Genomic DNA, 25,116 nt, shown 5'->3' with positions numbered 1-25,116 from the left:
TGCGGCACGGCTGAGCTTGGTCGGGTTGGCGGACAAACCTGAGACTGGCGGCAAAGGCGATGAACCGGGAACAATCCAAGCCTCCACTGGTTGTCAAAGGGCTCAGCAAGAGCTTCGGTTCGCGGCTTGCTGTCGATGGTATCGGGTTCACCATCGCACCTGGCGAAATCTACGGACTGCTGGGACCCAACGGCGCCGGCAAAACCACCTCGATCTCAATGATCGCGGGAATCCTCGCGCGCGACGCCGGCGAAGTCGCGATCGATGGCACCGATATCGACGCGGGACCGGCGGCACGTGCCCTGATCGGAATCGTGCCGCAGGCGATCACTCTCTATCTCGATCTCACCGCGCGCGAAAATCTCGATTTCTGGGGACGGATGTACGATCTCAGCGGCGCCGCACTGCAGCAAGCGATTGACGCCGCTCTTGACGCGGTGGGTCTGACCAAGCGTGCCGACGATATCGTCGGCACCTACTCGGGCGGCATGCAGCGGCGCTTGAATCTCGCGGCCGGCATTCTGCATCAGCCCAAACTCCTCATTCTTGATGAGCCGACGGTGGGCGTGGACCCGCAGAGCCGCAGCGCCATCTTCGATCTGGTGGAGCGGCTGCGCGACGAGGGCACTGCGATCCTCTACACCACGCACTATATGGAGGAAGCGGAGCGCCTGTGCGCGCGGATCGGGATTATCGACTCGGGCAAGCTCATTGCCGAAGGCACCCGCGCCGAGCTGGTCGCGGGCCTGGGACAGGATTCTCGCATCGAGATTGGATTGGGCCGGGGCGACTCCCCGGAACGCGCCGAACGCATCGTCGGCGCCCTCGACGGGGTGATGTCGGCGACCGTGGAGAACAACCATCTTCACGTAGTTGCCGACCGTGGCGCCAATCGGTTGCCCGCGATGCTGACGGCGCTGCTCAATGCCGGGGCGATGGCGGAGAGCGTGCGGGTGGTGGAACCGAATCTTGAGGACGTGTTCCTGAGGATGACGGGACGCGCGCTGCGGGACTGATCTCCTATGGGTCACGCGCTCATCGTTTGTATCAAGGACCTTCGCCAGCGGCTGCGCGATCGTACCGCGATTCTGACGGCTATCGGCGCACCGCTCGCGCTGACCTTGCTGATGGGTTCGGCGCTCGGCGGTTCACACGGCGGATCCGGGATGCGGCTTGCTATCGCGGATCTCGAGCATTCAGAGCTCTCATCGCGGTTTGTCGCCTTCCTTGAGAGGCCGACGCTGCAGGGAAAGGTTCACGTGGAAGCCGCCGATTCGGTCCTGGCAGCAGAGACGATGATTCAGCAGCATCAGGCGGAGTGTGCAGTAGTACTGGGCGCTGGATTTGCGCAGGCGATCGAGCGCGGCGATCCTCCGCCCGCGGAAATTCTGGCCGCACGTGGCGAGCAATTCGCGATGCTGGCGACGCGCGGGCTGCTGCGCGGATTCATGAACCGTGCGGTACTTTCCGGCGACCATACGATCCGCGAGGTGATTCCGGTCTCTGCGGGCGGGCAGTTGCGGGTCGTCGATTTCTTCGCCGTGTCGATGACGGTGCTCTTCCTCATCTTCGGAGTGTTGTCGGGGGTTCGTGCGATGCAGGCGGAGGTCGATTCGCGCACGATCTTGCGGCTGATCGCGTCACCGTCGCAGCCCTACGCGATCTTCGTAGGAAAATTCGCTGCCTTGATGCTTATAGGACTACTGCAGATGGGGACTATGGTCCTCGCAACCTCGGTCTTGTTCGGCACGCGCTGGGGAAATCCGCTGCCTGTGACGGCGCTGATGTTTACCAGTGTGCTGATGGCGATTGGGCTGACCGGGTTCTTAATGAGCCTCGCCAACAATGCCGAACAGGGCACTGCACTGGCGGCAATAGTTATCACCCTGCTCTCGATCGTCGGTGGCCAATTCCTGCCCCCGCAAGGACTACCTGATGTGTTCGAAACGCTGACTCGACTCACACCAAACGGGCAGGCCCAGTTCGGCTTTATCGACTTGTCGGCCGCCGGCGTGGGTGGAAGCCTGCTCACAATCGCTCAGCCCCTGGCATTCACCGCGGTAGTTGGGTTGAGCGGAATCGCGTTCGCGGGACTTCGGGCTCGCGGCGCGCTGCAGAGGATGACGTAACCCGATGCCGCACAGCTGGAATGTCATCTTCGGCGCTGCTTCCGCCAGCGGTGCCGGAGTAAGCCGCGATCGCCGCCGGCTCACGGCGCTGTTCCTGGTGCCGGTGACGGTGATGGCAATCGTGGGATTCGCAATGGGCGGCTACAGCAGCCAATCGTTCGCGGTCGGGATAATCGATCGCGCGCACACCCGGGAAAGCCGCGCGCTAGCTCAAGCGCTGGTAGCAAACGAGCAGTTTCGCATTCGTGAATATACCGATCAGGACCGGCTTCGGATGGCAGTGTTCCGGGGCAGAATGAACGCGGGAATCCTGATTCCACCCGGATGGCACGGTGAGCGAAACCTGCCTGTGTACTTCTCCAGCGCCAGCAGTACCTCAACCATCGTGCGCGTTGGTATCGATGCCGAACTGAGCGCGATGGCGCACGGTGGCAAACCGCTCGATGCTCGGGTTCGGTATCCAGCGGGAGGGCACGCTGGTTCTCCTCGACTGGGATTCGCGTACACCGCCCCCGCGAACCTGGTGCTGTTCGTGATGATCAACGGCTTCGTGTCGGCGCTTACCATTCTCCAGCTTCGCGAACGAGGAATTTCGCGCCGACTTTTGGCCGCGCCTAGGCGCACCTGGGAACTCTTTGCGATGCTCGCGGTCGGACCGGCGCAGCAAATGATCGCGCAGGCGGTGTTCGTGATTCTCAGCGCGAGGTTTTTCTTCGGCGTTCACTGGGGCGATACGCTGGGGCTGTTGTTGATCACGGCGGCGGTCACCTCGCTGGGGGTTGCGATCGTATTGTTGATGGGAACGGTGTTCCGCACTCCGCAGCAAGCGACTTCACTCGGACCATGGATCGGGGTGGCACTCGGAATGCTGGGGGGATGCATGTGGCCGCTCGAAGTGGTGCCGCCATTCATGAAAACTCTTGCACATCTGTCTCCGGCATCGTGGGCGATGGACGCATATCTGGGTTTGATTTTCGATCATGCGACAGCGTTCGAAGTGGTTCCGGACGCAGCGATGGTCTTCGCCTTTGCGGTGGTTATCGCAATGTTCGGCATTGTCCGCCTCCGCCCGCAGTTGTCGCGGTGAGACTGCGCGGAAGGGTCATTGATGAATAGAAGAGCATTCCTCAAAGCAATCGGATCAGCGGCGCTGCTGCCTATCCTGCCGCATCCACTATCGGCGGCTACGAACACAAACTTCACGCGAGTTCGTCCTAGGGATCCGGCGTGGCCCTCTAAGACCGCGTGGAAGCAGCTTGACGAAACGGTCGGCGGCAATCTTATTCCCGTCGATTTTCCGATTTCGATCCTTCAGAAGGATCCGGACAGCGACGCAGCCAAGCAGCTTTGGAAGAATCTGAAGAATCCTTTTTTTATCGGCGATCAGCCGGGGCTTACTCAGTCACTCGGTTGGGTCGATGCGTGGGACACCAAACCAAGTGTTTACGCAGTCGCGGCGAGGAACGCTGAAGACATCGCGGCGGCGGTTAAATTCGCGCGCGACAACAATCTGCGCCTCGCGGTCAAAGGCGGGGGGCATAGCTACCAGGGGACGTCCAACGCGGCCGACTCACTGCTCATCTGGACGCGGCACATGCACGATATCGAGATGCATGACGCGTTCGTGCCGCAGGGATGTGAACAGACTCTGAAGCCACAGCCCGCGGTCACGCTCGGCGCAGGAACGATCTGGATGCAGGCGTATCAGGCGGTCACCACCAAGGGCGGGAAGTATGTCCAGGGCGGAGGATGTACAACGGTAGGTGTCGCGGGCCTCATCCAGAGCGGTGGCTTTGGAAGCTATTCGAAACACTATGGCACGGCAGCCGCGGGCCTGCTCGAGGCCGAGGTCGTCACGGCGGACGGCCAGATTCGAATTGCCAACGCAACCAATAATCCCGATCTGTTCTGGGCGTTGAAAGGCGGCGGTGGCGGAAGCTACGGGGTGATTAGCAAGGTGACGCTGCGCGTTCACGATCTTCCCGAGCACTTCGGCGGGGCCAACTTCAAAGTCAAGGTCTCTTCGGACGATGCCTATCGGCGGCTTATCCGCCAGTTTGTGAGCTTCTACAAAGAGAATCTCTTCAACGATCATTGGGGAGAGCAGGCGCGCTTCCGGCCGGACAACGTATTTGAGATCAACATGTCCTCGCAGGGACTTGACCGAGCCGAGGCGAACAAGGTGTGGCAGCCGTTTCTCGAATGGCTGAAGAGTTCATCGAGTGACTATTCGTTCCAAGGACGAGTTGTGATCGGAACCGTGCCGGCTCAACGTTGGTGGGATGTCGACTGGTGGAAGGAGCATTGGCCCGAGATCGCAATCCCCAATACAGGAATGTTGAGCGGTCTTCTCGATCGTGTCCTGGTTGACGTCATTCCGCAACCAGTCTTCAAGCTCGACGAGCGGCCGGGTGCGAATCCGAGTAACGCGTGGTGGCAAGGCGATGCCGGTCAGTGCGGTTGGTACCTCTGGGGAATGGAGTCGCTATGGATTCCAGGCGCGCTGCTCGAGGGCAACTCGCAGCAGCATCTCGCCGACGCCTTGTTTGCGGCCTCGCGCCATTCAGGTCTCGAGTTGCATTGCAATAAGGGACTCGCGGGAGCGCCACCGGACGTGATCGCAGCTGCAAAGGATACAGCAACCAATCCCGCGGTGCTGGACGCATTTGCGCTCGCGATCGTCGGTGACGCGCAGGGCTCAGCCTATCCTGGAATTCCGGGTCACGAGCCTGAAGTTGCGCAGGGGCGCGCCGCTCGAAAGCGCGTTGATGATTGTGTCGATCAGCTACGCGCCGTGACCGGGGCGACCGGAGCTTACTGGAGCGAGAGCAATTACTTCGAGAAGGATTGGCAGCAAGCGTACTGGGGCAGCAATCATCCGCGGCTCGCTCAGCTCAAAGCTAAGTACGATCCAGACGGGCTATTCTTCGTTCACAATGGAGTCGGCTCCGAACAGTGGAGCCGCGACGGATTCACCAAGCTGTAAGTTTGAATCTGATCGGCATACCGCTTGCTGAAGAGCACCCCATCGCGAGGGAAGGTCATTGAACAGGTTTGACAGGACTTTCTGGAAGCGAGTCTGGTCACTGGTCAGACTCTATTGGGTATCGAGGGATCGGCGTCGCGGCGTGAAGCTGCTGATGTGTGTCGGGGGGCTCGGGGCGATAGGACTCGCGCTCGGCGCATACGGGACGTACCTGAGCCGGGACGTCACCAACGCGCTGCTGGGGAAGCACCTGATCCCCTTTTACCACTTAATGTTGCTGGCCGTGGCGGCGACGATAGCCGGTGCGTTCGCAAAAGTCTTTGAGGAATACACGGGCGGCCTGCTGTATATCGAGTGGCGCGAATGGCTCACGCATTATTTCGTGGACCAGGGATTTGCGCATCGTGCGTTCTACCGCATGAGTCTGGTCGGCAAGGTCGATAATCCCGACCAGCGAATCGCCGACGATATCGGCTCGTTCGTCGAATGGACCGAACGGCTCACAGTTCCGCTGGTGTTTGCGATCGCCGGGGTAGCTACGTACTTCGCGATCCTGTGGTCGATCTCATCGTCGCTTGCGCTGTTCCTGATTGCCTATGCGATCGCGGGCACCTACTTCTCGGTAGTCATAGGACGGCGGCTCATCGGTCTCAACTATTTCCAGGAAAGGTACCAGGGGGATTTCCGCTTCGGCCTGGTTCACGTGCGCGACAATATCGAGCCGATCTTCATGTACGGCGGCGAGCGGCACGAATCGGATCAGTTGCGCCACCGGTTCGCGGCGGTGGTCAGAAACTTCAAGGACCTGATCCTGTGGAAGCGCAATCTCGGATTTCTGACCGATTCGTACGGCGGCCTGGCCGTGCTGGTTCCGACTTTATTCCTGGCCGCGGCCTATGTCGCGGGCCGGATCCAGTTCGGACAGGTGCCGCAAGCCGCCGCCGCCTTCGCGGCGCTGCACACGGCGCTGTCGATCATCGTGACCAACTTTGTGGACATTACCAATTACGCAAACGTCGTGGTCCGCCTGGGCGAATATCTCGAGGAGGCGGACGCCGCGCGTAAATTCGACGCCGATGGTGATCACAAAATGATCGAAATTGCCGACGGACCCGGCGTGGAGCTCGACCAGCTGACCGTGATGACTCCCGATGGCGGCAGGACGCTGATCCAGGACCTGAACGTGGACGTGAGCGCGCTCGAGCCGGTGCTGGTTCAGGGGCCCAGCGGAACCGGCAAGACTTCGCTGATGCGCGCGTTGGCGGGAATCTGGCGCGAAGGAAGCGGCACTGTTACTCGCCCCCCGCTCGCCGACGTTATGTTTCTGCCGCAGCGTCCTTACATGGTGTTAGGCTCGCTGCGCGATCAGCTCACCTATCCAAAAGCTTCTGGAAAGAGCGACGAACAACTTTATGAGATGCTGCGAACGGTGAATCTGTCGAATCTGCCCGAGCGATTCGGCGGGCTCGACGCGGAGATGCATTGGGCGGATGTACTGTCGCCGGGTGAGCAGCAGCGGCTCGCATTCGCGCGTCTGCTTCTGAATCGCCCACGATTTGCGTTCCTGGACGAAGCGACCAGCGCGCTTGACGTCGCAAACGAACAGTTGATGTATGAGTTGTTGAGCAAACAGGCGATTCCATTCCTGAGCTCGGGTCATCGTCCCACTCTTCTGAAGTTCCATCGCAACGTCCTGCAACTCTCGCCCGATCGCGAGTGGAAGATTGGAGCAAGTGACGACTTCGAGGTGCAAACGGCAGCATAGCCGCTTCCACCCACTCGAATGTGGTTCCGGTCATATCGTCGAGGCCGAACGCATTGGGGCGGTATGCGCCTACACGCTCCGGTCCGCTACTGCAATTGTGATAGTTCGCGTAGAGGCAGACCGCCGCTGCTTCATCGCCCCACCAGAAAAACGTCGTCGATCCGGCTCGTTCCGCGTATTCGTATTCTGATTCGGAGAGGAGTCGATACCGGTGGTTCGTTTTCGCGCTTAGCCATTGCACATAAGCCTGCGCGTCGTCCCAGTCTACATTCACTACAGGATCGTCACTTTTCTTGTCGATAGATTGCCACGACCGATCGGCGGAATATCCAGTGTCAGTCACAAACACCTGATATTCCTGTCGCGTGACCAGGTCCTTGGCAACCGCAAAAGGGGTCTTGATCTTAACCCGATGTGGCGGACGCCCGTAGACGCTATCCCCGATCAGAAAACTACCCGCGGGTATAACGACCATCGTGGGTAAGATACATTTCGAGCTATGCCAACGTGCCGCACCACGAGTGCGATGACGTGAGATGGTCGACATCGCATTGGAATGATTTCTGAGGCGGGTTAGATGAACAGAAGAACATTCCTCAAAGCGTCGGGTGCGGCTGCCTTGCTCACGATGATGCCGCCAGGGGTGCGGGCGGCGGCGCCATCCAGCCGTTACCGTCCGAGTGATGCGGCGTGGCCGTCGCAGACCGCATGGAAGCAGCTTAACGAAACCGTCGGCGGAAATCTTATTCCGATCGACTTTCCCCTCTCGATACTCAAAAACAATCCGGACAGTGATGCCGCAAAGGCTTTTCTGAAGAATCTCAAGAATCCGTATTACATCGGTGACCAAGCCGGCCTCACGGAAACACTAGGATGGGTCGATGCGTGGGAGACTAAACCAAGTGTTTACGCCCTCGCGGCGCGAAATGCGCAGGATATCGCCGCCGCCGTCAATTTCGCTCGCGAAAACAATTTGCGGCTCGCGATCAAGGGGGGCGGCCATAGCTACCAGGGCACATCCAACGCGCCCGAATCGCTCCTCATCTGGACGCGCCACATGCATGAGATCAAGATGCATGACGCATTCGTACCGCAGGGATGCGAGCATACGCTCAAGCCTCAACCTGCGGTGACCCTCGGTGCCGGCACGATCGGGATTCAGGCGTACGATGCGGTTATCAGTAAAGGAGGGAAGTACGTCCAGGGCGGTGGATGCCTGACTGTCGGACTGGCGGGCCTAATCCAGGGCGGTGGCTTCGGGAGTTTTTCGAAGCACTACGGCACTGCCGCCGGAAGCTTGCTCGAAGCCGAGGTCGTAACCTCCGACGGCCAAATTCGAATCGCAAACGCATGCACCAATCCCGACCTGTTCTGGGCACTCAAGGGTGGTGGCGGCGGCACCTTCGGGGCCGTAAGCAGGTTGACGGTGCGAGCCCACGATCTTCCCGAGTACTTCGGAACCGTCAACTTCAAAATCACGGCGGCGTCAGACGATGCTTATCGGCGGCTCATCCGTCAGTTTGTGAGTTTCTACAGCGAGAACCTTTTCAACGATCACTGGGGTGAGCAGGCGCGCATGCGTCCCGACAACACCTTCGAAATCGCGATGCTCTCTCATGGATTGGACGCCGAGCAACCAAAGAAGGTCTGGCAACCGTTCCTCGACTGGGTCAAGCGTTCCAACGACTATTCCGTCAAATGGCCGGTGACGATTGGAAGTATTCCAGCGCGGCATTTCTGGGACGTAGCGTGGTGGAAAGAACATTGGCCCGAAGTAATTCTCCCTCGAAACGGCAATCCGGTGCACGCGCTGCTCGACGACGTGCTCCTCCACCTGATTTCTCAACCTATTTTGGACTATGACAATCGGCCTGGCGCGGGATCGAACAACGCATGGTGGAAGGGCAACACGGGCGAGTGTGGTTGGTACATATGGGCATACGAATCGCTATGGCTGCCCGAATCGCTGCTTGATAGCAGATCGCAGCAGCGGCTAGCCGACGCACTATTCGCCGCCTCCCGACATTCGGGTCTGGAACTGCACTTCAATAAGGGGCTCGGGGGAGCACCGCCCGAGGCGATCGCCGCGGCCAAGGACACGGCGACCAATCCTGCGGTTCTGAGCGCTTTCGCGCTGGTGATTGCGGCCGACGGGCAGGGGCCAGCGTATCCTGGAATTCCCGGGCACGAGCCGTCGGTTGACGAAGGCCGAAGGGCAGCGGAGCGCATCGATCGGTGCGTTAATGAACTTCGCGCGGTCAGCGGAGAAACCGGAGCGTACGTGAGCGAGAGCAACTATTTCGAGAAGGGATGGCAGCAATCGTATTGGGGAGGCAACTACCCGCGATTGGCTGAAATAAAACGGAAGTACGACCCCGATGGGCTTTTCATCGTCCATAACGGCGTTGGTTCCGAGCAGTGGAGCCGCGACGGTTTCACGAAGCTCTGAACGTGCTGCGCCCAGTTCGCGCGCAGCCGGCCGACCTCAAAACTCATGCTGTGCGAGATGATAGCCGGACGATGCCGGTGGCCAGCACCGACAGTTCGCTGTCTTGATTCACCGCCTTCTGTTTGATCTCCACATAGTGCGCGCCGTTCTCCGCAAAGGACCGCGATACTTCGCCATCGATGTAGAGCGTGTCGCCGACGGGATTGTGGCGGCGAATCTCGACGTGCAGATGGCGCAGGGAACCGTCGTCGCCCATCCAGTTGGTCAGATGGTGCGCCATCCACGAGCACCGCTCGGGGCCGTAGTCATATGCCGCAGGGGTGCCTACTAGTGCTGCCAGGTCGTCGTCCCAATGAACCCGTTCGGGTACGTCGGGAATGCCAAACCGATTCGCGATGCCCAGCCCCGGATGCTTCTGGAGTTGCTTCCACGCAAGTTTGTTGGCGCGGATGTAGAGGCCGCCCCAGCCCTGCGCGAACGCGATAAAGCCGGTGACGGTCATCGGCCCCTTGACCATCCTCGGCAGCTGGTCGCCGACGTGCACGTCTTCGACGTAACGCGGCTCGGCACCCCGGATTTGCTCGGCGGCGTAGAGCGCGAAAATTTTCGCGAGCTCGTCGCGGGTGTAGTGCACCGCCGCCTTCTTCTTCACCGCCTCGTACTTGGTGCCTTGTTCGCGCGCGGTGTCACGTTCGGTGCGAAAACACCAGCTATCGCCTTCGGCGACCAGCTGCCGATTCTGGTTGTAGAACTCACACCGATAGATCTGTTGAATGGAGCGACCGGCGAATCGCGTCTGATGCTCTACGAGTTCCTTGAGCCATACCTTGGTCGTGAACTCGTCGCCGAGCAGCATCGGATGGTGCCAGGTTACATCGATGCCTGCGAACATCGCATGGATTCCCGGCAATCCAGCGACATAGCCGCTGAAGGAGCGGTTGAGCGGAAAAATAAAAGAGGGCGGCGCTACCAGCCGGCCGTAGCCGGTATTCCCGGCATATGCCGGGTCGCACCACAGCGGATTGTCGTCACCGATGCCGTGGGCCCAGTGGCGGATATTGTCGCGAGTCGCCTCGTAACACCACGGCTCAAGCGAGTCTTGAACCGGTACGCCGACGAGCTTGCGCAGGTCGGACATCCCCTTCTCGGTAATTACGGAAAAGCGTTGCTCAGCCATAACGCCATCCGTAGCGCGTAGTCCCGCGTCTTGTCCAAGAGGCGGGCGGTAGGGAAATCCAAGCAAGCACCGTGCGCTGTCTTCATCAGTCGCTAAGATTTCCGATCTCCAATGTGCTGGGGTGCGCAGGGCGACCAAACAATTGCGCCCAGGCTACCGCTTGGGTCGCAATTCCGAATCCGCACTTCGCACTCTCCCGCCGGCTATAAGGCCAGTGAAAGGAAAGGCCAGGGAACCGCTTTAGACCGTGGCCAGAATTTGCCTGGCCCTGGTTAAATCGATAGCGATCTGACTGCGCAGGGCGTCACCGCTCGCGAATTTCCTCTCGCCCCGGATGCGTTCGATTAGCTCCAGCTTCACGCGCTGACCGTATATGTCGCGACTGAAGTCGAAGATGTGCGCCTCGACCGAACGTACCCCTTCGTTAAATGTCGGGCGCATTCCGATGTTGGTTATCGAGCCGAACGCACCGTCGTCCAGCACCACCCTGGTCGCGTAAACCCCATCGGGCGGGATGCATTCGGTGTCGCTCTCGATGTTTGCGGTTGGAAAGCCGATCGTGCGCCCGCGCTCACGCCCATGCACGACCGGACCGTGCAGGAAGTGATACCGGCCCAGCAGCTCGGAGGCGCCGCGCAAATCGCCGCCCGAGATGAGCTCGCGAATCTTGGTCGAGCTGACTTCCGTCCCACCGACTCTGACGGGTCCGACCACCGCGGTGTCAAATCCCAGCTCGTGCCCCAGTTCGACCATCACCGCTGCGTTCCCGGCGCGCTTATGGCCGAAATTGACGCTGTGACCGATGATCACTTCGCGTGCGCCGATTTTCCCCAGCAGGTACTCGCGCACGAAATCGCGCGGCTCCACCTCGCTAAGTCGCAAGTTGAATTCCAGCACGATCACACCATCGAGTCCCGACAGGCGCAGCAGTTCCAACTTGTCCGGCGGCGCCAGGATTAGCTGCGGAGCACGCTCCGGGAATAGGAATTTTTGGGGTAGCGGTTCGTAAGTGAGCGCAAAGGCGGTGCCCCCCGCGGCGCGAGCACGATCGATGGTGGCCTTCAGGATCGCCCGATGGCCCAGATGCACCCCATCGAAGTTGCCGGGCGTGACCACGGGGTGAGAGTGGCGCGTGAGCCGCTCCAGATCGCGAATTATCTCCATAGGCGTGTGCAGAACTGACTCATGTGCTCTGAAGCCGTGGCGCCTTCAAGCGTAGAAGGGACTTAACCACAAAGGCACCGGGACACAAAGTTCTCGTGATACCCTCTCTGGAAACTTGGGTATTGGGCGCCCTGACTTTTCTAGCCCGAGAGGCTCTTCATCAGGGCGGTCGCGGTGGGCGCCTCGGGTGAGTCGGCGTGATCAGCGAGTAGCTTCTGCAGCGTAAGCCGCGCGTCGATACTGTCGTTCAGCTTCATGAAGGCCTGCGCTTCGCGCAGCAGGGCCTGACTTGCATACTTGCCCTTGGGGTCGCGCATCACCGCGTCATTGAACTGCAAAATCGATTGATCGTATTTGCCGCTCTCATACAGCGCATTGGCGGTGAAATATTCCGCAGGTGTGACCAGTGGCGACTTCGGGTAGTGGTGCGCCAGTTCGGTGAACTTGCTGATCGCGAGCGGATACTGGCTGTCCTTCATGGCCGCCAACCCCTCCCGATACGTCTTCACGCCCGGCTCGTGTGAACTCTGCGCCGCGTCGATTTCCGCGTCGAGTTCCTGTGGCCAGGTGGGTTGCGCTTCCGATACCGCGGCCGCCGGAGGCGGCGCTGTGACGGAAGGTGCGCTTGGCACCGACGCGACCGTTTCCCCGGGCGCAACGGGCGTCGCGCCGACCGGCGCCGCGCTCATTCCGGCCTGCAAGCCGCTCACCTGCGCGTCGAGTTTGTTCAACCGGTCGTTGAGCGACGAAGCTTGCTCGCCGTTGGCTCCGCCCCTGCCATGCGAAACCTCGTTGACCTGCTCCTTGAGCGCGCGAACCTGCGCTTGCAGCGAGTCGATTTCCTGCCGATCGTTCGCAATCATGCCGCGCAGGGTGAACTGGTTCTGGTTAAGTTGCTGAATGTCGCTGTCCGTGGTGCATCCGCCGAGTGCGAGACCGCCCAGCGTCAAACCACAGACAAGCAAGCGTGGAAGGAAGGGTGCGATTCTCGGCACGGGTCAGCCTCTATTGTTGCACGACGAAGTGATCGCGCCGATTCTGCTGCCAGCACGACTCGTCATGGTCGGTGCACATAGGCAGTTCTTTACCATAGCTAATCGTGGAGATACGGCTGCCTTCAACGCCGAGAGTTTCCAGATAGTCTTTCGCCGCCTGGGCGCGCTTGGCGCCGAGTGCGATATTGTATTCTTCCGAACCCCGCTCATCACAATGACCCTCGACCTGTACCCGGGTTCTTGGATTGGACTGCAGCCAACTCGCATTCTGCTTCAGGACCGATCCGTCCTGCGGCTCGATGTTGTAGGTGTTGTAGCCGAAGTGAATATCGCTGAGCGGGCCACTCCCGCTGAGCGTTCCGGTATTCTTGAATTGTTCGAGGGAACCCTGGGAACCGATGTTGCTTTCACGGCCGACCCCGCTGCCCTCACCCTGTAGCCCTTTGGTCTTGGAGGAACATCCGGGGGCCAGAATGAGGCCTAGCGCGACCAGCCCTCCCAGGCTAGCTGCTCGCCAGCCTCTATTCACCCAACCACCACGACCACGCTGGTGAAGTGTCATTACCGTTTCCCTCCGTTAGAGACCCGATCAGTTTGCCTGTCTGAACCATCATAACAAAGATGTGGGGGTGCCCTTCGCGAGTCGAACTGAAGGCAAGGTAGCGTCCGTCCGGCGACCACGAGGGTGATTCGTTGGTCCCTCCGCCCTCGGTGAGCTGAGTTGGATCGCCGCCGGCGCTCGGGATCGTGAAGATGTCGAACCGCCCGCCGTTACGGCTTTGGTAGGCGATGCGATCGCCCTTGGGCGAAAAAGCGGGATTAGTGTTGTAGTTGCCCTTGTAGGTGATGCGCTGAGGCGATTCGCCGGAAAGCGGCATCATGTACACTTGCGGAGTGCCCGACCGATCCGAAGTGAACGCCAGCTTCGACCCATCCTGTGAAAAGTTCGGCGTGCAATTGATGCCTCCGGTGTCGGTGAGCCGCCGCATTTCGTGACCGTTGCGGTCCAAGAGGTAGAGATTGGTCGCGCCGGCGCGCTCGATTGATGCCACGACGAGCTGCCCGTCGGGAGAGAGCGCCCCGCCGATGATAATCCCGCGATTGGTGGTGATGCGCGATTCCACGCGTTGCTTGAGATCGGCCAGGTAAAGACCCGGCTCGCCGCTCTTGTACGAGAGATACAGCAGGAAGCGCGTGCTCTGATCCCAATCGGGAAACAGGTTGATAGTCGAGTTGTGGGTCTGTTGGTTCAAGTCCTGCCCGTCGATGCTCTGGGTATAAACCTCCTTGAATCGGCTCGTGCCGGTCGAAACGAAGGCGAGCTTACTGTCAAACGGCCCGCGCTGCCCGGTCATCGCCTCCAATGCCGCGTCGGCGAACCGCCGCGCCATCCGCGGCACCTCGTCCACGGCGCCGCTGAAACTCTTGCCCATCTTACGGCGCTGCTGCGCAACGTCGTACAAGTATACCGTGAGCTGGACCTTGGCACTGTTGACGGTGACCGCGCCCTTGACCAGGAAGTCGGTGTTTATCGAGGTCCAGTCCGCGAAATTGAACTGACCGAGCTCGTAGCCCGATTGCTGCGCGTCCTCGACGTAGGCGTGCGGATCGATGATGCGAAAATAGCCGGAAAGCTCAAAGTCCCGCGTCAGCGTTCTGGTGAAGGCGTTGGAAGCTTGATGATTGTCGTCGCCGGAAAGGTTCTTGAGCGGCGACACCGCCATCGCATACTGCCGCTCCTGCCCGATGATGCGCATCTGGATCTGCGCGCGAGCCGCAATCGGTAAAAACAGCGCAATCACCCCTGCCAGCCATGCACACAGATGGGGTAGGGTTCGCCGCTCGATATTTCGCCGACTTAGAGGCAATCGGGTAGGACTGCCACGCCACCGCGTCCGCACAACCTCACCTCTCCCGTTAAGGCCTAGGATCTAAGATCCCCAAGAGCGAACTGCGCTTCAATGCCCTGCATGAATTCGGAGCGATATTTGTCAGGCGGCGCGGGGAATGGTGCCGCGCGCCGAATTGCGCGGATTACCGACTCATCGAAGGCGGAATCTTTAGAGCCCGCCGCCAGCTTCACACCCGTCAGCGCACCATCCGGACCGATCGAGAAGTCGACCGTCGCGGTCAAATCCGAGGAGCCACCCATGAAGCTCCAAGCCTTCTTAATCTTATCCTGCACAGCCTGATAGTACAGTACAAAATCGGGGTCCTGCAGCATTCCTTCACTTCCAGCGCCAGGACCAACCCCGTAACCCTTGCCCTCACGCGGAATGGAGCCAACCACCGGGCCCGCGCCCGCGGGGCCGGACGTCGGCGGCGATGCGGTATCGGTGTCTTCGTCCTCGTCGTCGGTGTCTTCGTCCTCCTGGTCCTTGGACCGTCGCTTGAGCGATTCCGCAAGAAGTTGCGCGCGCAGCTTATTGAGCCGCTGCTGAACGCTCGGGGTCGGCTTTACCTCCACCTTGGCCATCAACATCGGTGTCGGGTTGGCGTTGGGGTGCCTCTTGGCCGTAGTTGGAACGGGAATCGGGTGTTTCCTGGGCACCGCCGTATGAAGCGCCGACGGCGCTTTGGTCGCTTCGACCGTCGGCACGGGGGTCGGTTCCGGAGTGGGCGTCGGAGTTTCGGTCGGGGTCGCTTCCTGGCTCTTCGTGTTGAGAGCGATGGCGTTTTTATCTTCGTCCGCCGGGGTTTTCTGCTCCGGGGGCTTTTGCTCCTCGACCGGGGGTTCCTCCTCGAGGGCTTCAGGTGGCTTGATCTCCGCGGTCCTGCGTGCGAGCCGCGGCAAATGACTACCCAGATCGCCCGCCGGCAGCGCATCAACGATTTTTACCGTGTACGCGGGCGGGGTCCGGTCTTCGGAATGGAGCCAGCGCGGCGCGAGGAAAAACACCACCACGAACAGGCCCACGTGCCCCAGCGCGGAAACCAGAATCGCTACTAGATAGCCCGCCCGCCCGGGGGCCTCAGTACGACTATTGGTCGGGCTTGCCACTGGTGTGTTGGTTTGCAGAAGAATCCGACGCGGCTTCTGTCGCAGGTTGCGTTACCATCCCGACGTTTTCGATGCCGGCTGCCTTGATCGCGGCCATCGTGCGGATCACTTCGCCGTAAGGAACCTGCTCGTCGGCGCGGATGAAAACCTGCCGGTCGGGGCGCTCTTTTGCTATCGCGGTCAGCTTGTCGGTCAAAGCGACCGCCGTGAGCTTGGTATCGTTCAGGTAAATCTGGTCGTCACGGGTGATCGAGACGACGAACTGCTCTTCCTTCCCGGGCAGCGCTTCGGCCTTGACCTTGGGCAGCGCGACCTGCACGCCTTGCTGGATAATTGGCGCGGTCACCATAAAAATCACCAGCAGCACCAGCATTACGTCGACCAGCGGCGTAACATTGATCTGCGATACGAATTGACCGCGCTGTCCGGGTTCAAAAGCCATTGGGGGCACTATGACAGGAAGTGGCGTTCGGCAATATTCAGGAATTCGGACGTGAAATTGTCCATCTCGGTCGCCAGCACGCGAATCCGCGCGACGAAATAATTGTAAAACATCTGCGCGGGAATGGCGGCGACCAGACCAACCGCGGTCGCGATCAGCGCCTCGGCGATGCCGGGTGCTACCGCCTGGATATTCGAAGAATGCGCCGCCGACAGGCCAATAAACGCGGTCATGATTCCCCAAACCGTGCCGAACAGTCCGATAAACGGACAGGTCGATCCGGAGGTGGCGAGAAAAGTCGTGCCGTATTCGAGCTTGGTCAGTTCGACGTTCGATTGCCGCTTCATCGAGCGGGTGACGTTTTCGATACCGCCCAGATCGGTGGAAAACGAACCTTCACCGCCGACCACCTGCTTCTTGGCACGGGTGAGCTGCAGCAGCTCTTGGTAGCCGGCGCGAAACACCTGCGCGACCGGACTGTGGCCGAAGCCAAGGCTCGCGGTGTGGATGGCGTTGAGGTTCTTGGATTCCCAGAAAATCGTGATAAAGCGCTCGGATTGGCGCCGCGCGCGGGAAACCTGCACCAGCTTGTAAAGAATGACTCCCCAGCAGCCGACGGAAAAAGCGATTAGAATCCACAGCACGGCCGCGACGACCGGCCCGGTCCCCACCACCAACTGCACCACACCCAGCTGCCCGGTCGCCTCGCTCATCTGAGGAAGCATAGCACCGCCATTCCGAAGATGCGGTTATTATAGGGTTTTCGCCCAAATCAAAACCAGTGACCCGAAGCAACCCTAGCCTGAGTCGATAAAACCAGGCCAAGATGAAACTGATAGCAGACTTGAAGCGAATGCCCCTCCTTATCTAAGGTTCCGGGCAGCACTTTCCGCTGAGTCTCGGAGGCAAATCACGTGGCGAGCAAGATTGGAATAAACGGCTTCGGCCGGATCGGTCGGATGTTCTTTCGGGCAGCGCTGGGTAAGCCGGAACTCGAGGTCGTCGCGGTCAACGATATCACCAATGCCGCGACGCTCGCTCATCTTCTCAAGCACGATTCGATACACGGCACCCTAAAGCAGGAGGTCAAGACCGAAGGTACTAGCATCGTAGTCGATGGTCGCCCGATCCAGGTGCTCGCCGAACGCGACCCCGCAAAACTGCCGTGGGCGAGGCTCGGGGTGCAGGCGGTGGTCGAATCGACCGGGCTGTTCACCGCGCGCGACAAGGCCGCGCTTCATATTGCTGCCGGCGCGAAGAAGGTCGTGATCAGCGCACCGGCCGATGGTGCCGACGTCACGCTGTGTCTCGGAGTGAACGAGGAGACTTACGACCGCGCGAAGCACGATGTCATCTCCAACGCATCGTGCACCACCAATTGCCTGGCTCCGGTGGCGAAAGTCCTGCACGAGAATTTCGGTGTCATCCACGGGCTCATGACCACCGTGCACAGCTACACCTCCGATCAGATGCTCCAGGACGGCCCGCATAATGATTTGCGACGGGCCCGCGCCGCCGCGCTGTCCATGGTTCCTACCTCGACCGGTGCGGCACGCGCGATCGGGCTAGTGCTGCCCGCGCTCAAAGGCAAGCTCGATGGAATTGCGGTGCGGGTGCCGACCGCGAACGTCTCGGTGGTCGACCTGACCGCGACCATCGAGAGGGACGCCGATGAGAGGGCGGTCAACGACGCGATGAAGAAAGCGGCCGAAGGCCCGCTCAAGGGCATTCTCGCGTACAGCGAGGCGCCGCTGGTGTCGGTCGATTTCAACGGCAACCCCGCATCGTCGATCTTTGATGCGCCGCTGACCAAGGTCTTGGGTGGCAAGCTGGTGAAAATTTTCTCCTGGTATGACAACGAGTGGGGATACTCCAACCGGCTCGCCGACGTAACGGCGTTTGTGGCGGCCAGACTCTAGCGGTCGCTTTCCGGGAACGTGAAGGAATCCGCTTTTTCGCCCGAGGGGCGCCGTTCGTTCTCAGCCGTGAACGAGGGGGCGGGCCGCGCACCTGGTAAACGGCGCTCCAACTCGAGCATCCGGTGCGGCCCATACCCGAGCAGCGATTTCAGCAACCAGCTAAGCCGCGCGCGGGTGCCTCACGCCGGCGCCGCAGTCACGGACGTGGGAAAAGTCAGGGTGCCTGTTCGCGGCCCGCGGCGGGCAGGTTAGGTCGCGGCCCATGCCGATATCATCGATCGCGCAGCTCAAACTCGCCGGCAAGCACGTGCTGTTGCGCTTCGACTTCAACGTGCCGCTCGCCGACCGCACGATTTCCGACACCGGTCGAATCGATGCCAGCCTCCCCACCATCCGCTACGTGATCGAGCAGGGAGGAAGCGCGGTGCTGTGCTCGCATCTTGGCCGCCCCAAGGAGCGCACTCCCGCGCTCTCTCTGAAACCAGTCGCCGATTACCTGAGCGAGGTCCTTGCGCGCAAGGTCGCGCTGGCGCCCGATTGCATTGGCGAGGTGACGGGCCGGATGATCAATGCGCTCAAACCCGGTGATGCGCTCCTGCTGGAGAATCTCCGCTTCCATGCTGAAGAAGAGGCCAACGATCGCGATTTCGCGCACGAGCTGGCGCGCGGCAAGCAAGCGTATGTGAATGACGCATTCGGCACCGCTCATCGCGCGCACGCATCGACCGTGGGCGTGACCGCGTTTATCGCTGAACGCGCGGCGGGCTTCCTGATGATGAGGGAGCTGGAGGCTCTTGGCGCGGTCATCGAAAATCCCGCGCGCCCCTCGCTCGCGATCATGGGCGGCGCCAAGGTGTCTGACAAAATCGGCGTGATCCGCAATCTGCTGACCAAGGTAGACGCAATCCTGATAGGCGGTGCGATGGCCTATACCTTCCTCAAGGCCAACGGCATCGTCACCGGCCGCTCGCGCGTCGAGGAAGACAAACTCGAACTCGCGCGTGACCTGGTTGCCGAGGCCGAGCGTAAAGGCGTCCGGATCATGCTGCCGAGCGACCACGTGGTCGCTTCGGCGCCCGAGGCCGGCGCCCTTATCCGCACGGTGACCGACATTCCAGGCGACCTGATGGGACTGGATATCGGGCCTACCACCATCGAGCAGTTCAAGAGCGAGATCGCGCACGCCAAGACGGTAATCTGGAATGGCCCGCTAGGATTCTTCGAACTGCCCGAGTTCGCGCACGGCACCCTTGCGGTCGGAGAGGCGCTGGCCAACACCGACGGCGTCAAGTCGATTATCGGTGGTGGAGACACCGCGGCAGCCCTAGCGCATGCACCGTGGGCCAGCCGCTTCACGCACATCTCGACCGGCGGCGGCGCGACGCTGGAGTATCTCGAAGGCCGTGTGCTGCCCGGGGTCAAAGCGCTGGAAAGCTGAAGCAGGGAAAACCGCGATGCGCAGGATATTAATAGCTGGCAACTGGAAGATGAATCTGACCGCGCTCGAGGCGCGTGCGCTGCTCGCAGCGTTGCGGAAGGATATCGATCGCGATGCGGCCGCGCTCGCTCGCGATCGCGACGTGTTGATCGCTCCACCCGCGGTGCTCATTCCGGCCGCGTCGCAAGCGCTCGCCGGCGCATCGATCGCGTTGGGGGCGCAGAACATGCACTTCGAAGACCAGGGCGCCTTCACTGGCGAAGTGTCGGCTCCGATGCTCAAGGGATTCGGAGTTACCCACGTCATTCTGGGCCACTCCGAGCGCCGCCACGTTTTTCGCGAGAACGACGACCTGATTAATCGAAAAGTACTGGCCGCGGCTCGTCACCGGCTGACTCCCATCCTCTGCGTTGGCGAAACCCAGCAGGAGCATGACGCGGGCCGCGCGCTGGAGGTTGTACTCACCCAGTTGCAAGCGGGGCTCGCGGGCGTGTACCCGCAACACCGCGGAGAGGTGACGGTTGCTTACGAGCCGGTATGGGCGATCGGCACCGGGCGCAACGCCACCCCGGAGCAGGCCGAGCATGTCCACGGCGCCATTCGCGAATCGCTCCGCGACCTGGTTGGGCAGGAAAAAGCCGACTCGATAAGGATTCTGTACGGCGGAAGCGTTACCGCCGAGAATGTTGACTCGCTCGTGTCCAAGCCGAATATTGACGGGGCTCTGGTCGGCGGGGCAAGCTTGAAGGCTGACTCGTTTGCCAGGATTGTTCGAGCCAAGGTCGGCTGACGCTCAGATGGCATCGGCAGTAATCACAATACACGTGCTGGTCAGCCTCGCGCTGGTCATCATCATTCTCCTCCAGCATGGCAAGGGTGCCGATGTGGGGGCAGTTTTTGGCGGGTCGAGCCAGACCGTCTTCGGCGCCGGCGGGGCGGGCAACGCGTTGACCAAGGCGACCGTGCTGCTTGCGACGATTTTCTTCGTGACCTCGCTTTTCCTGGCCTATGCGTCCACGCGCCGCGTCACCGGCAGCATCTTCTCGGGGCCATTCTCCGGCAGCCGAAGCGTGATGCCGGCAGCGCCGGTGTCGAAGGCGCCGGCACCGGGAAATCCGGGGGGTAGCGCGACGCCCGCCCCGGCCAGTCATTAGACCTGAGTCCGGGCAAGTGCGACGCTCCCTCAAGGATCGCCCGGATCTTTTCGATGTGCGCGGGTGGTGGAATGGCAGACACGCTAGTTTGAGGGGCTAGTGGTAGTGATACCGTGCGGGTTCAAGTCCCGCCCCGCGCACCAAACTTTTCCGTTCCTGCAAGTTACCACGTTCCCACAAACCGCACCGAGCCTGCTCGGGGATAGCGGCCATTTTTGCTGGCTCCCCTTCTGGGAAAGGCGCCCATCCACACAACCGAAGTCCACTTGCGGGGATCGCTCTCTACTTTTCCGCGAACTGGATGCTCTTGAGGAACGCATACGCCTCAGCGGTGCCCTCGGGGGTGCCGCCGGTCTCGCTGCGCTGCGTGGTGATGAACCTGACCAGCAGTCCAGGCTGATGCGGGTCGATGCATTCGAGGCTGTCTTCGTCGGTCGCGATCTGATTGGACACCGGGTTCGGCGTGTTCGCGTAGTGCAGGGTCATGAACGAGCGGCCGTGATAGCGCACGCAAGTCGCTCCGTGCCCCGGCGCCGGCGCAACCACCTTGTCGGCGTCGGGCAGTTCCTGGGCCCATTCCATCAGTTCATTGGAATTGGTGACGCGGCCGTCCGGATGAAATCCCAACACCAGGATCTGCGCTTCCCATTGCGGGCCACGCTTGGTGAATTCCACGATGGTCGGCGGGTCGCTCACATTCTCGAGGTACCATCCCTCCCCCTGCGGTCGTTCGAAGGAAAATTCTCCCACATGCATCTTCTCCGGGAGAGCCTCGCCGCTGGTCTGAAACGCATGTGTACACGCCACCGTCGTCGCCATCGCGAACAGCGCGACTAACACCCTCCTTAGCTCCCGACGAAATTCAATCATCCGCATGCTGTTTTCAGTCTGAGCGCATCCCTTCGCGGGAGTGCCCAGAAGCGACGCAGTCGCGACGGCTATATAACCCGAGCAACGGGTCGGAGCAATGAAGAGAAGGTTAAGTGGTGGGAGAGGGCGAGCACCCAATCGTCCTTAAGTGGGCACTGCTTGAGCCCGCGTTCCTAGAAAAGGCAGCAGGACCCGCCTGAAATTCCAACTAGGAACCAGCTACTAAACTCAACTGCCTGGGAACTTGCGCCGCGGGCCGAATCGCCACATTGGCCGACTCGTCGCGTTCCCGCGATAGTGCGAAGCCGTGCCGCTGGCGCAAGCGATCGAAGATCGCTCGCATCCGGTCGTCGTAAGCCGCGGGTGCGTAAACGTGGCGCCCGTAGAACTCATCGATACGCGGCGCGAGCTGCGGAAATCGTTCCCGGACGAAGGGAATGAATCTTCGCGCTGCCGCGGGCTTAAGATATAGCGACCGCCACCACAGACCGTCGGCACCAGCGCGCTTCGCTGCGCGAATCACGTTTTCGATGCGCGCCGGCTCGTCGGTGAGGCCCGGAATCATCGGCATCATCAGGATGTTGCAGCGGATGCCGGCGCGCGCGAGCTCATTGAGCGCGCGCAGCCTTAGGGCAGGCCGCGGTGCGCGTGGCTCCAGCAGCCGCTGCAATCGCCGGTCGAGCGTTATCAGGGAGATATTCACCTGCAGATGCGAACGCCGGTTTATCTTCATCAGCAGGTCAAGGTCGCGCGTAACCAGCGCGGACTTGGTGGTGATCGAGAGATTGAGCCCTGCCAGATTCGCAAACACTTCCAGCATCGAGCGGGTGAGCCGGAATTTGCGCTCGGCTGGCTGATACGGATCGGTCGCCGTGCCGATCGCGATGGCGTCCTCGCCGATCGGCGTGCGCGACAGCGTGCGCGCCAGGACCTCAGCCGCCATCCGCTTGACGAAGATGCGCCGCTCAAAATCCAGCGGATCGCGCAGCTCGAGGAAGTCGTGGGTGTAGCGCGCGTAGCAATAAACACACCCGAACTCGCATCCGCGATAGGGATTGATGGTCCAGCGAAACGGCATTCGCTCGCTCGTGCATCGGTTCAAAATCCGATGCACCGGCATCTCGATGAATTCCACTCCGCGGGTCTGTTCGAGTTCGCCCTCGGATTGTAGCTGGAGCGGCAAGGTGTCGGCGGCCTTCATAGACCTAGTTTCGCTTTTTTTTCGTCCCAGTCAAGCAGCACTCACTTGGCAGTGGCCACACCGGGTGTTCAGGTATCCCGAGTGTCCGTGTTGTCCGGGAAATCGAGTGTCGGGGGAAATCGGCTAAATCGGCCGAATATGGGCGTCTACTTGCTCAGGACAGAGCTACCAGATCGTAGGCAGGTGGCAACTTCTCGGCGATCGCCTTTACGCTCGCGCATTGCTCGGTAGCGCGAATCACGTAGCCGTCGTTGGTGACCCCAAGAAACCCGCCGCACTCGGGGTCGCACCGCAGGCGCATGATCATGCCGCGGCCCCACACATGTTCGGCCAAAATTGGCGTGAAGCTCTGCCCATGATCGGTGCTGCGAAAAAGCATCGCGTCGGCGCCGGCGTGTCCTATGGACCAGGTCGGCGGAGGTCCCGCCGCTGCGGCAGTGAAGATCGTCTCTGCATCAGTTCCCGCGATCAGCAGTGGCACCGTGTAGCTGCGATCCATACCGTCCGTGATGTGCTGCCAGGAGCCGCCGGCATTGTCGGATCGATAAAAGCCGTCCCCGGTAGTTGCATACAGCCGGCGCGAATCGCGCGGATCGATCGCGACCGTGTGAATATCGTCGTAGAGTCCCTCGTTGAGCGACTCGAAGTTGGCGCCCGCGTCGCGGGAGCGATACACGCCGCCTTCCTCGACCCCGACATACATCGTCGACGGGATGTGCGGGTCGAAGCTTATCGAACGCACGTGCGGTATGTGAGGCGGTGGGGGAAAGGTCCACCGGTCCCGGCCCGGAATTCTCAAAAAACCTGCGCACTCGCGGAACGACCGGCCGCGATCATCACTGCGAAACAGCCGCGCATGTGACGTGCCTACGAAGACCTGGTCCTTGACCACTGGCGACGCCCCCAGGGCCCAGACTTCCTCATCGCGCGCACCGCCCGGCGTGATATCGGTCCACGACCTGCCGCCATCGACCGAACGGGCCAGGGTACCGCGTCCGCGCACGTGTTCGGTCGCACCCGCATAGATCACCGCAGGTTCGGCGCAGTCCTGCGCCATACACCAGACAGCCGTGGGATCGGCCAGCACCATCAGCGGCAGCGGGCCGCGCGCCGGATCGAGAATGACCACTCCCTTGGAGGTTCCTACGCAGATTCGCATGGTCAGCCACCGTCATTCCGCGCCGAGCATTTGTGACGCAGTCGTCGAATCTCGCGAGCTGTGGACACACCTCGCTTGGACCAGTCTCGGCCACCGATTCTACGCGATGTCAAGACATGCGACAAAGCCAGTCACTTCAACTGTGCACGGGCCCGCAGTTCGCCCAGCTCGCCGGGCGCAACCTTCTTGGGGCTGGGGTCGATGCGCGCACGCTTGACTGCCAATTGCGCACCATCCCCCAGCGCGATGCGCATCGCGTCCGCCGCGATCGTCACGATGGTACCCGGCGCTCCGTCCGCGGGCGTGGCCTCCAGCGCAGCGTCGTATAGGCGTACGCGTTTGCCATTGAGCTCGGCATACGCACCTGGCTGCGGGTCACACCCGCGAACCAGGTTGAAGACTTCTCGCGCGGGTCTGGCAAAATCAATTTTTGCATGTTCATCGCGGCACGGTGGTTCGTAGGTCGCCTGGCTCTCGTCCTGCACCAGCGCCGGAGCTTTGCCCGCCTCGATCAAATCGACCGCCTCGATCATCGTTTCTATCCCCAGCGGGAAGAGCTTGTTGAAGTAGATCGAGCCGGTTGTGTCGCCCTCGCTTATGGGGACGCGCTTCTGGATCAGGATAGGCCCCGTGTCGATTCCTGCGTCGGGCCAGAACCAGGTGACGCCGGTCTCGCGATCGCCTTTTATGATTGCCCAATTGATTGCGCTCGCGCCTCGACGTCGCGGCAGTAGTGAAGGGTGGAAGCAAATCGACTTATGGCGTGGCAGATACAGGATTGGCTCCGGGACGATGATGGTCACGAAGGCGAGAATCGCGAGGTCGGCGTTGAGCGCTTTGAAATGTTCGAATGCCGCCGGGTCTCTTTTGAACGACCCTGGCTGTGACAGCGGAAGACCCAGCTCGAGGGCCTTCACCTTGAGTGGGTCCGCCCTGCCCGCGGGCGGGTCAGGCGGCGCGAACACGCGTACGATCTCGTCGCCATGTTTGACGAGCGCCTCGAGCGCTTTCTCCGCGAAAGCCGCCTGTCCGAGCAACGCTATGCGCAACGCACCTGCCCTCCGCAACCGGACGACCACGCTACCAAAAGCTGCGCGGCACTTGAAACCGCGGTCAGGGCTGCCTTTCCGCCCGATAAGCCGACCTCCCCAGAAATCGCGCGCTCTCGCGGGCTGAAAAGCGCATGGCTGCGCTCAGCGCGATCGCGACTGGCTCATCTCTCAATGCGTCCGCGATCTCCCGGGTCACCGGAACACGGCGCGCTCCC

At 61.1% G+C, this 25,116-nt stretch carries 22 protein-coding genes and 1 tRNA gene; 11 read left to right on the top strand and 12 right to left on the bottom strand.

Annotation, left to right across the window (positions count from 1 at the left end; genetic code table 11):
- Nucleotides 1-59: 59 nt before the first annotated feature.
- The 6 genes from VGI36_09695 to VGI36_09670 all read left to right on the top strand — a co-directional run bounded on the left by VGI36_09695 (nucleotide 60) and on the right by VGI36_09670 (nucleotide 9,329).
- Entirely contained in the window at nucleotides 60-1,016 is a 957-nt protein-coding gene (locus VGI36_09695; protein ID HEY2485410.1) for an ABC transporter ATP-binding protein, read from the top strand.
- A gap of 6 nt (nucleotides 1,017-1,022) precedes the next feature.
- Entirely contained in the window at nucleotides 1,023-2,129 is a 1,107-nt protein-coding gene (locus tag VGI36_09690) for an ABC transporter permease (GenBank protein ID HEY2485409.1), read from the top strand.
- A 4-nt stretch (nucleotides 2,130-2,133) separates the two neighbouring features.
- Nucleotides 2,134-3,216 carry an ABC transporter permease gene (locus VGI36_09685; GenBank protein HEY2485408.1) on the top strand — a complete coding sequence of 361 codons (1,083 nt, stop codon included), beginning with the start codon at nucleotides 2,134-2,136 and terminating at the stop codon, nucleotides 3,214-3,216.
- A gap of 21 nt (nucleotides 3,217-3,237) precedes the next feature.
- A complete protein-coding gene (locus tag VGI36_09680; GenBank protein HEY2485407.1) occupies nucleotides 3,238-5,115 on the top strand; it encodes an FAD-binding oxidoreductase in 1,878 nt (625 codons plus the stop codon).
- Nucleotides 5,116-5,257: 142 nt separating this feature from the next.
- Nucleotides 5,258-6,880, top strand: coding sequence for an SbmA/BacA-like family transporter (locus VGI36_09675; protein HEY2485406.1), 1,623 nt, complete (start codon nucleotides 5,258-5,260; stop codon nucleotides 6,878-6,880).
- 577 nt (nucleotides 6,881-7,457) lie between these two features.
- Nucleotides 7,458-9,329 (top strand): FAD-binding protein, encoded by a 1,872-nt coding sequence (locus VGI36_09670; protein ID HEY2485405.1) that lies wholly within the window; start codon nucleotides 7,458-7,460, stop codon nucleotides 9,327-9,329.
- Nucleotides 9,330-9,372: 43 nt separating this feature from the next.
- On the opposite strand, the gene VGI36_09665 is transcribed toward VGI36_09670, so the two are convergent.
- The 8 genes from VGI36_09665 to VGI36_09630 all read right to left on the bottom strand — a co-directional run bounded on the left by VGI36_09665 (nucleotide 9,373) and on the right by VGI36_09630 (nucleotide 16,821).
- Nucleotides 9,373-10,506, bottom strand: a complete 1,134-nt coding sequence (locus tag VGI36_09665; GenBank protein ID HEY2485404.1) for a MaoC family dehydratase N-terminal domain-containing protein — start codon at nucleotides 10,504-10,506, stop codon at nucleotides 9,373-9,375.
- A 240-nt stretch (nucleotides 10,507-10,746) separates the two neighbouring features.
- Entirely contained in the window at nucleotides 10,747-11,670 is a 924-nt protein-coding gene (locus VGI36_09660) for a bifunctional riboflavin kinase/FAD synthetase (protein ID HEY2485403.1), read from the bottom strand.
- A gap of 140 nt (nucleotides 11,671-11,810) precedes the next feature.
- Nucleotides 11,811-12,665, bottom strand: coding sequence for a tetratricopeptide repeat protein (locus VGI36_09655; protein HEY2485402.1), 855 nt, complete (start codon nucleotides 12,663-12,665; stop codon nucleotides 11,811-11,813).
- 10 nt (nucleotides 12,666-12,675) lie between these two features.
- Nucleotides 12,676-13,194 (bottom strand): peptidoglycan-associated lipoprotein Pal, encoded by a 519-nt coding sequence (pal, locus tag VGI36_09650; GenBank protein ID HEY2485401.1) that lies wholly within the window; start codon nucleotides 13,192-13,194, stop codon nucleotides 12,676-12,678.
- The gene (locus VGI36_09645) at nucleotides 13,187-14,533 is read right to left on the bottom strand and encodes a DPP IV N-terminal domain-containing protein (GenBank protein ID HEY2485400.1); all 1,347 of its coding nucleotides are present in this window, start codon (nucleotides 14,531-14,533) and stop codon (nucleotides 13,187-13,189) included. The genes pal and VGI36_09645 overlap by 8 nt, the downstream gene beginning before the upstream one ends.
- A gap of 56 nt (nucleotides 14,534-14,589) precedes the next feature.
- Entirely contained in the window at nucleotides 14,590-15,666 is a 1,077-nt protein-coding gene (locus tag VGI36_09640) for a TonB family protein (GenBank protein ID HEY2485399.1), read from the bottom strand.
- Nucleotides 15,647-16,108 (bottom strand): protein TolR, encoded by a 462-nt coding sequence (gene tolR / locus VGI36_09635; GenBank protein ID HEY2485398.1) that lies wholly within the window; start codon nucleotides 16,106-16,108, stop codon nucleotides 15,647-15,649. The genes VGI36_09640 and tolR overlap by 20 nt, the downstream gene beginning before the upstream one ends.
- Nucleotides 16,109-16,116: 8 nt before the next feature.
- Complete coding sequence (locus VGI36_09630; GenBank protein ID HEY2485397.1) at nucleotides 16,117-16,821, bottom strand: MotA/TolQ/ExbB proton channel family protein; 705 nt, start codon at nucleotides 16,819-16,821, stop codon at nucleotides 16,117-16,119.
- A gap of 201 nt (nucleotides 16,822-17,022) precedes the next feature.
- Between VGI36_09630 and gap the strand changes: the two genes are divergently transcribed.
- From gap to VGI36_09605, 5 genes are all read left to right on the top strand, one after another.
- Nucleotides 17,023-18,027, top strand: a complete 1,005-nt coding sequence (gene gap / locus VGI36_09625) for a type I glyceraldehyde-3-phosphate dehydrogenase (GenBank protein ID HEY2485396.1) — start codon at nucleotides 17,023-17,025, stop codon at nucleotides 18,025-18,027.
- A 262-nt stretch (nucleotides 18,028-18,289) separates the two neighbouring features.
- A complete protein-coding gene (locus VGI36_09620) occupies nucleotides 18,290-19,465 on the top strand; it encodes a phosphoglycerate kinase (protein HEY2485395.1) in 1,176 nt (391 codons plus the stop codon).
- 16 nt (nucleotides 19,466-19,481) lie between these two features.
- Nucleotides 19,482-20,255: a triose-phosphate isomerase gene (tpiA, locus tag VGI36_09615; GenBank protein HEY2485394.1), complete on the top strand. Its 774-nt coding sequence runs from the start codon at nucleotides 19,482-19,484 to the stop codon at nucleotides 20,253-20,255.
- Nucleotides 20,256-20,262: 7 nt separating this feature from the next.
- Nucleotides 20,263-20,619: a preprotein translocase subunit SecG gene (gene secG / locus VGI36_09610; protein HEY2485393.1), complete on the top strand. Its 357-nt coding sequence runs from the start codon at nucleotides 20,263-20,265 to the stop codon at nucleotides 20,617-20,619.
- A 57-nt stretch (nucleotides 20,620-20,676) separates the two neighbouring features.
- Nucleotides 20,677-20,762, top strand: a tRNA-Leu gene (locus tag VGI36_09605).
- Between the two features lie 139 nt (nucleotides 20,763-20,901).
- On the opposite strand, the gene VGI36_09600 is transcribed toward VGI36_09605, so the two are convergent.
- From VGI36_09600 to VGI36_09585, 4 genes are all read right to left on the bottom strand, one after another.
- Nucleotides 20,902-21,495, bottom strand: coding sequence for a hypothetical protein (locus VGI36_09600; protein ID HEY2485392.1), 594 nt, complete (start codon nucleotides 21,493-21,495; stop codon nucleotides 20,902-20,904).
- A gap of 202 nt (nucleotides 21,496-21,697) precedes the next feature.
- Nucleotides 21,698-22,690, bottom strand: coding sequence for a radical SAM protein (locus tag VGI36_09595; GenBank protein HEY2485391.1), 993 nt, complete (start codon nucleotides 22,688-22,690; stop codon nucleotides 21,698-21,700).
- A 154-nt stretch (nucleotides 22,691-22,844) separates the two neighbouring features.
- On the bottom strand, nucleotides 22,845-23,849 hold the full coding sequence (locus tag VGI36_09590; GenBank protein ID HEY2485390.1) for a hypothetical protein: 1,005 nt from the start codon (nucleotides 23,847-23,849) through the stop codon (nucleotides 22,845-22,847).
- Nucleotides 23,850-23,980: 131 nt separating this feature from the next.
- Nucleotides 23,981-24,898 carry a methionyl-tRNA formyltransferase gene (locus tag VGI36_09585; protein HEY2485389.1) on the bottom strand — a complete coding sequence of 306 codons (918 nt, stop codon included), beginning with the start codon at nucleotides 24,896-24,898 and terminating at the stop codon, nucleotides 23,981-23,983.
- Between the last annotated feature and the right edge of the window lie 218 nt (nucleotides 24,899-25,116).

The organism is Candidatus Binataceae bacterium, assembly GCA_036495685.1.
In the GTDB taxonomy this organism is placed as follows: Bacteria; Desulfobacterota; Binatia; order Binatales; family Binataceae; genus JAFAHS01.
The sequence above is the reverse complement of the archived record's forward strand: the minus strand, read 5'-3'. Positions and strand labels throughout refer to the sequence as shown.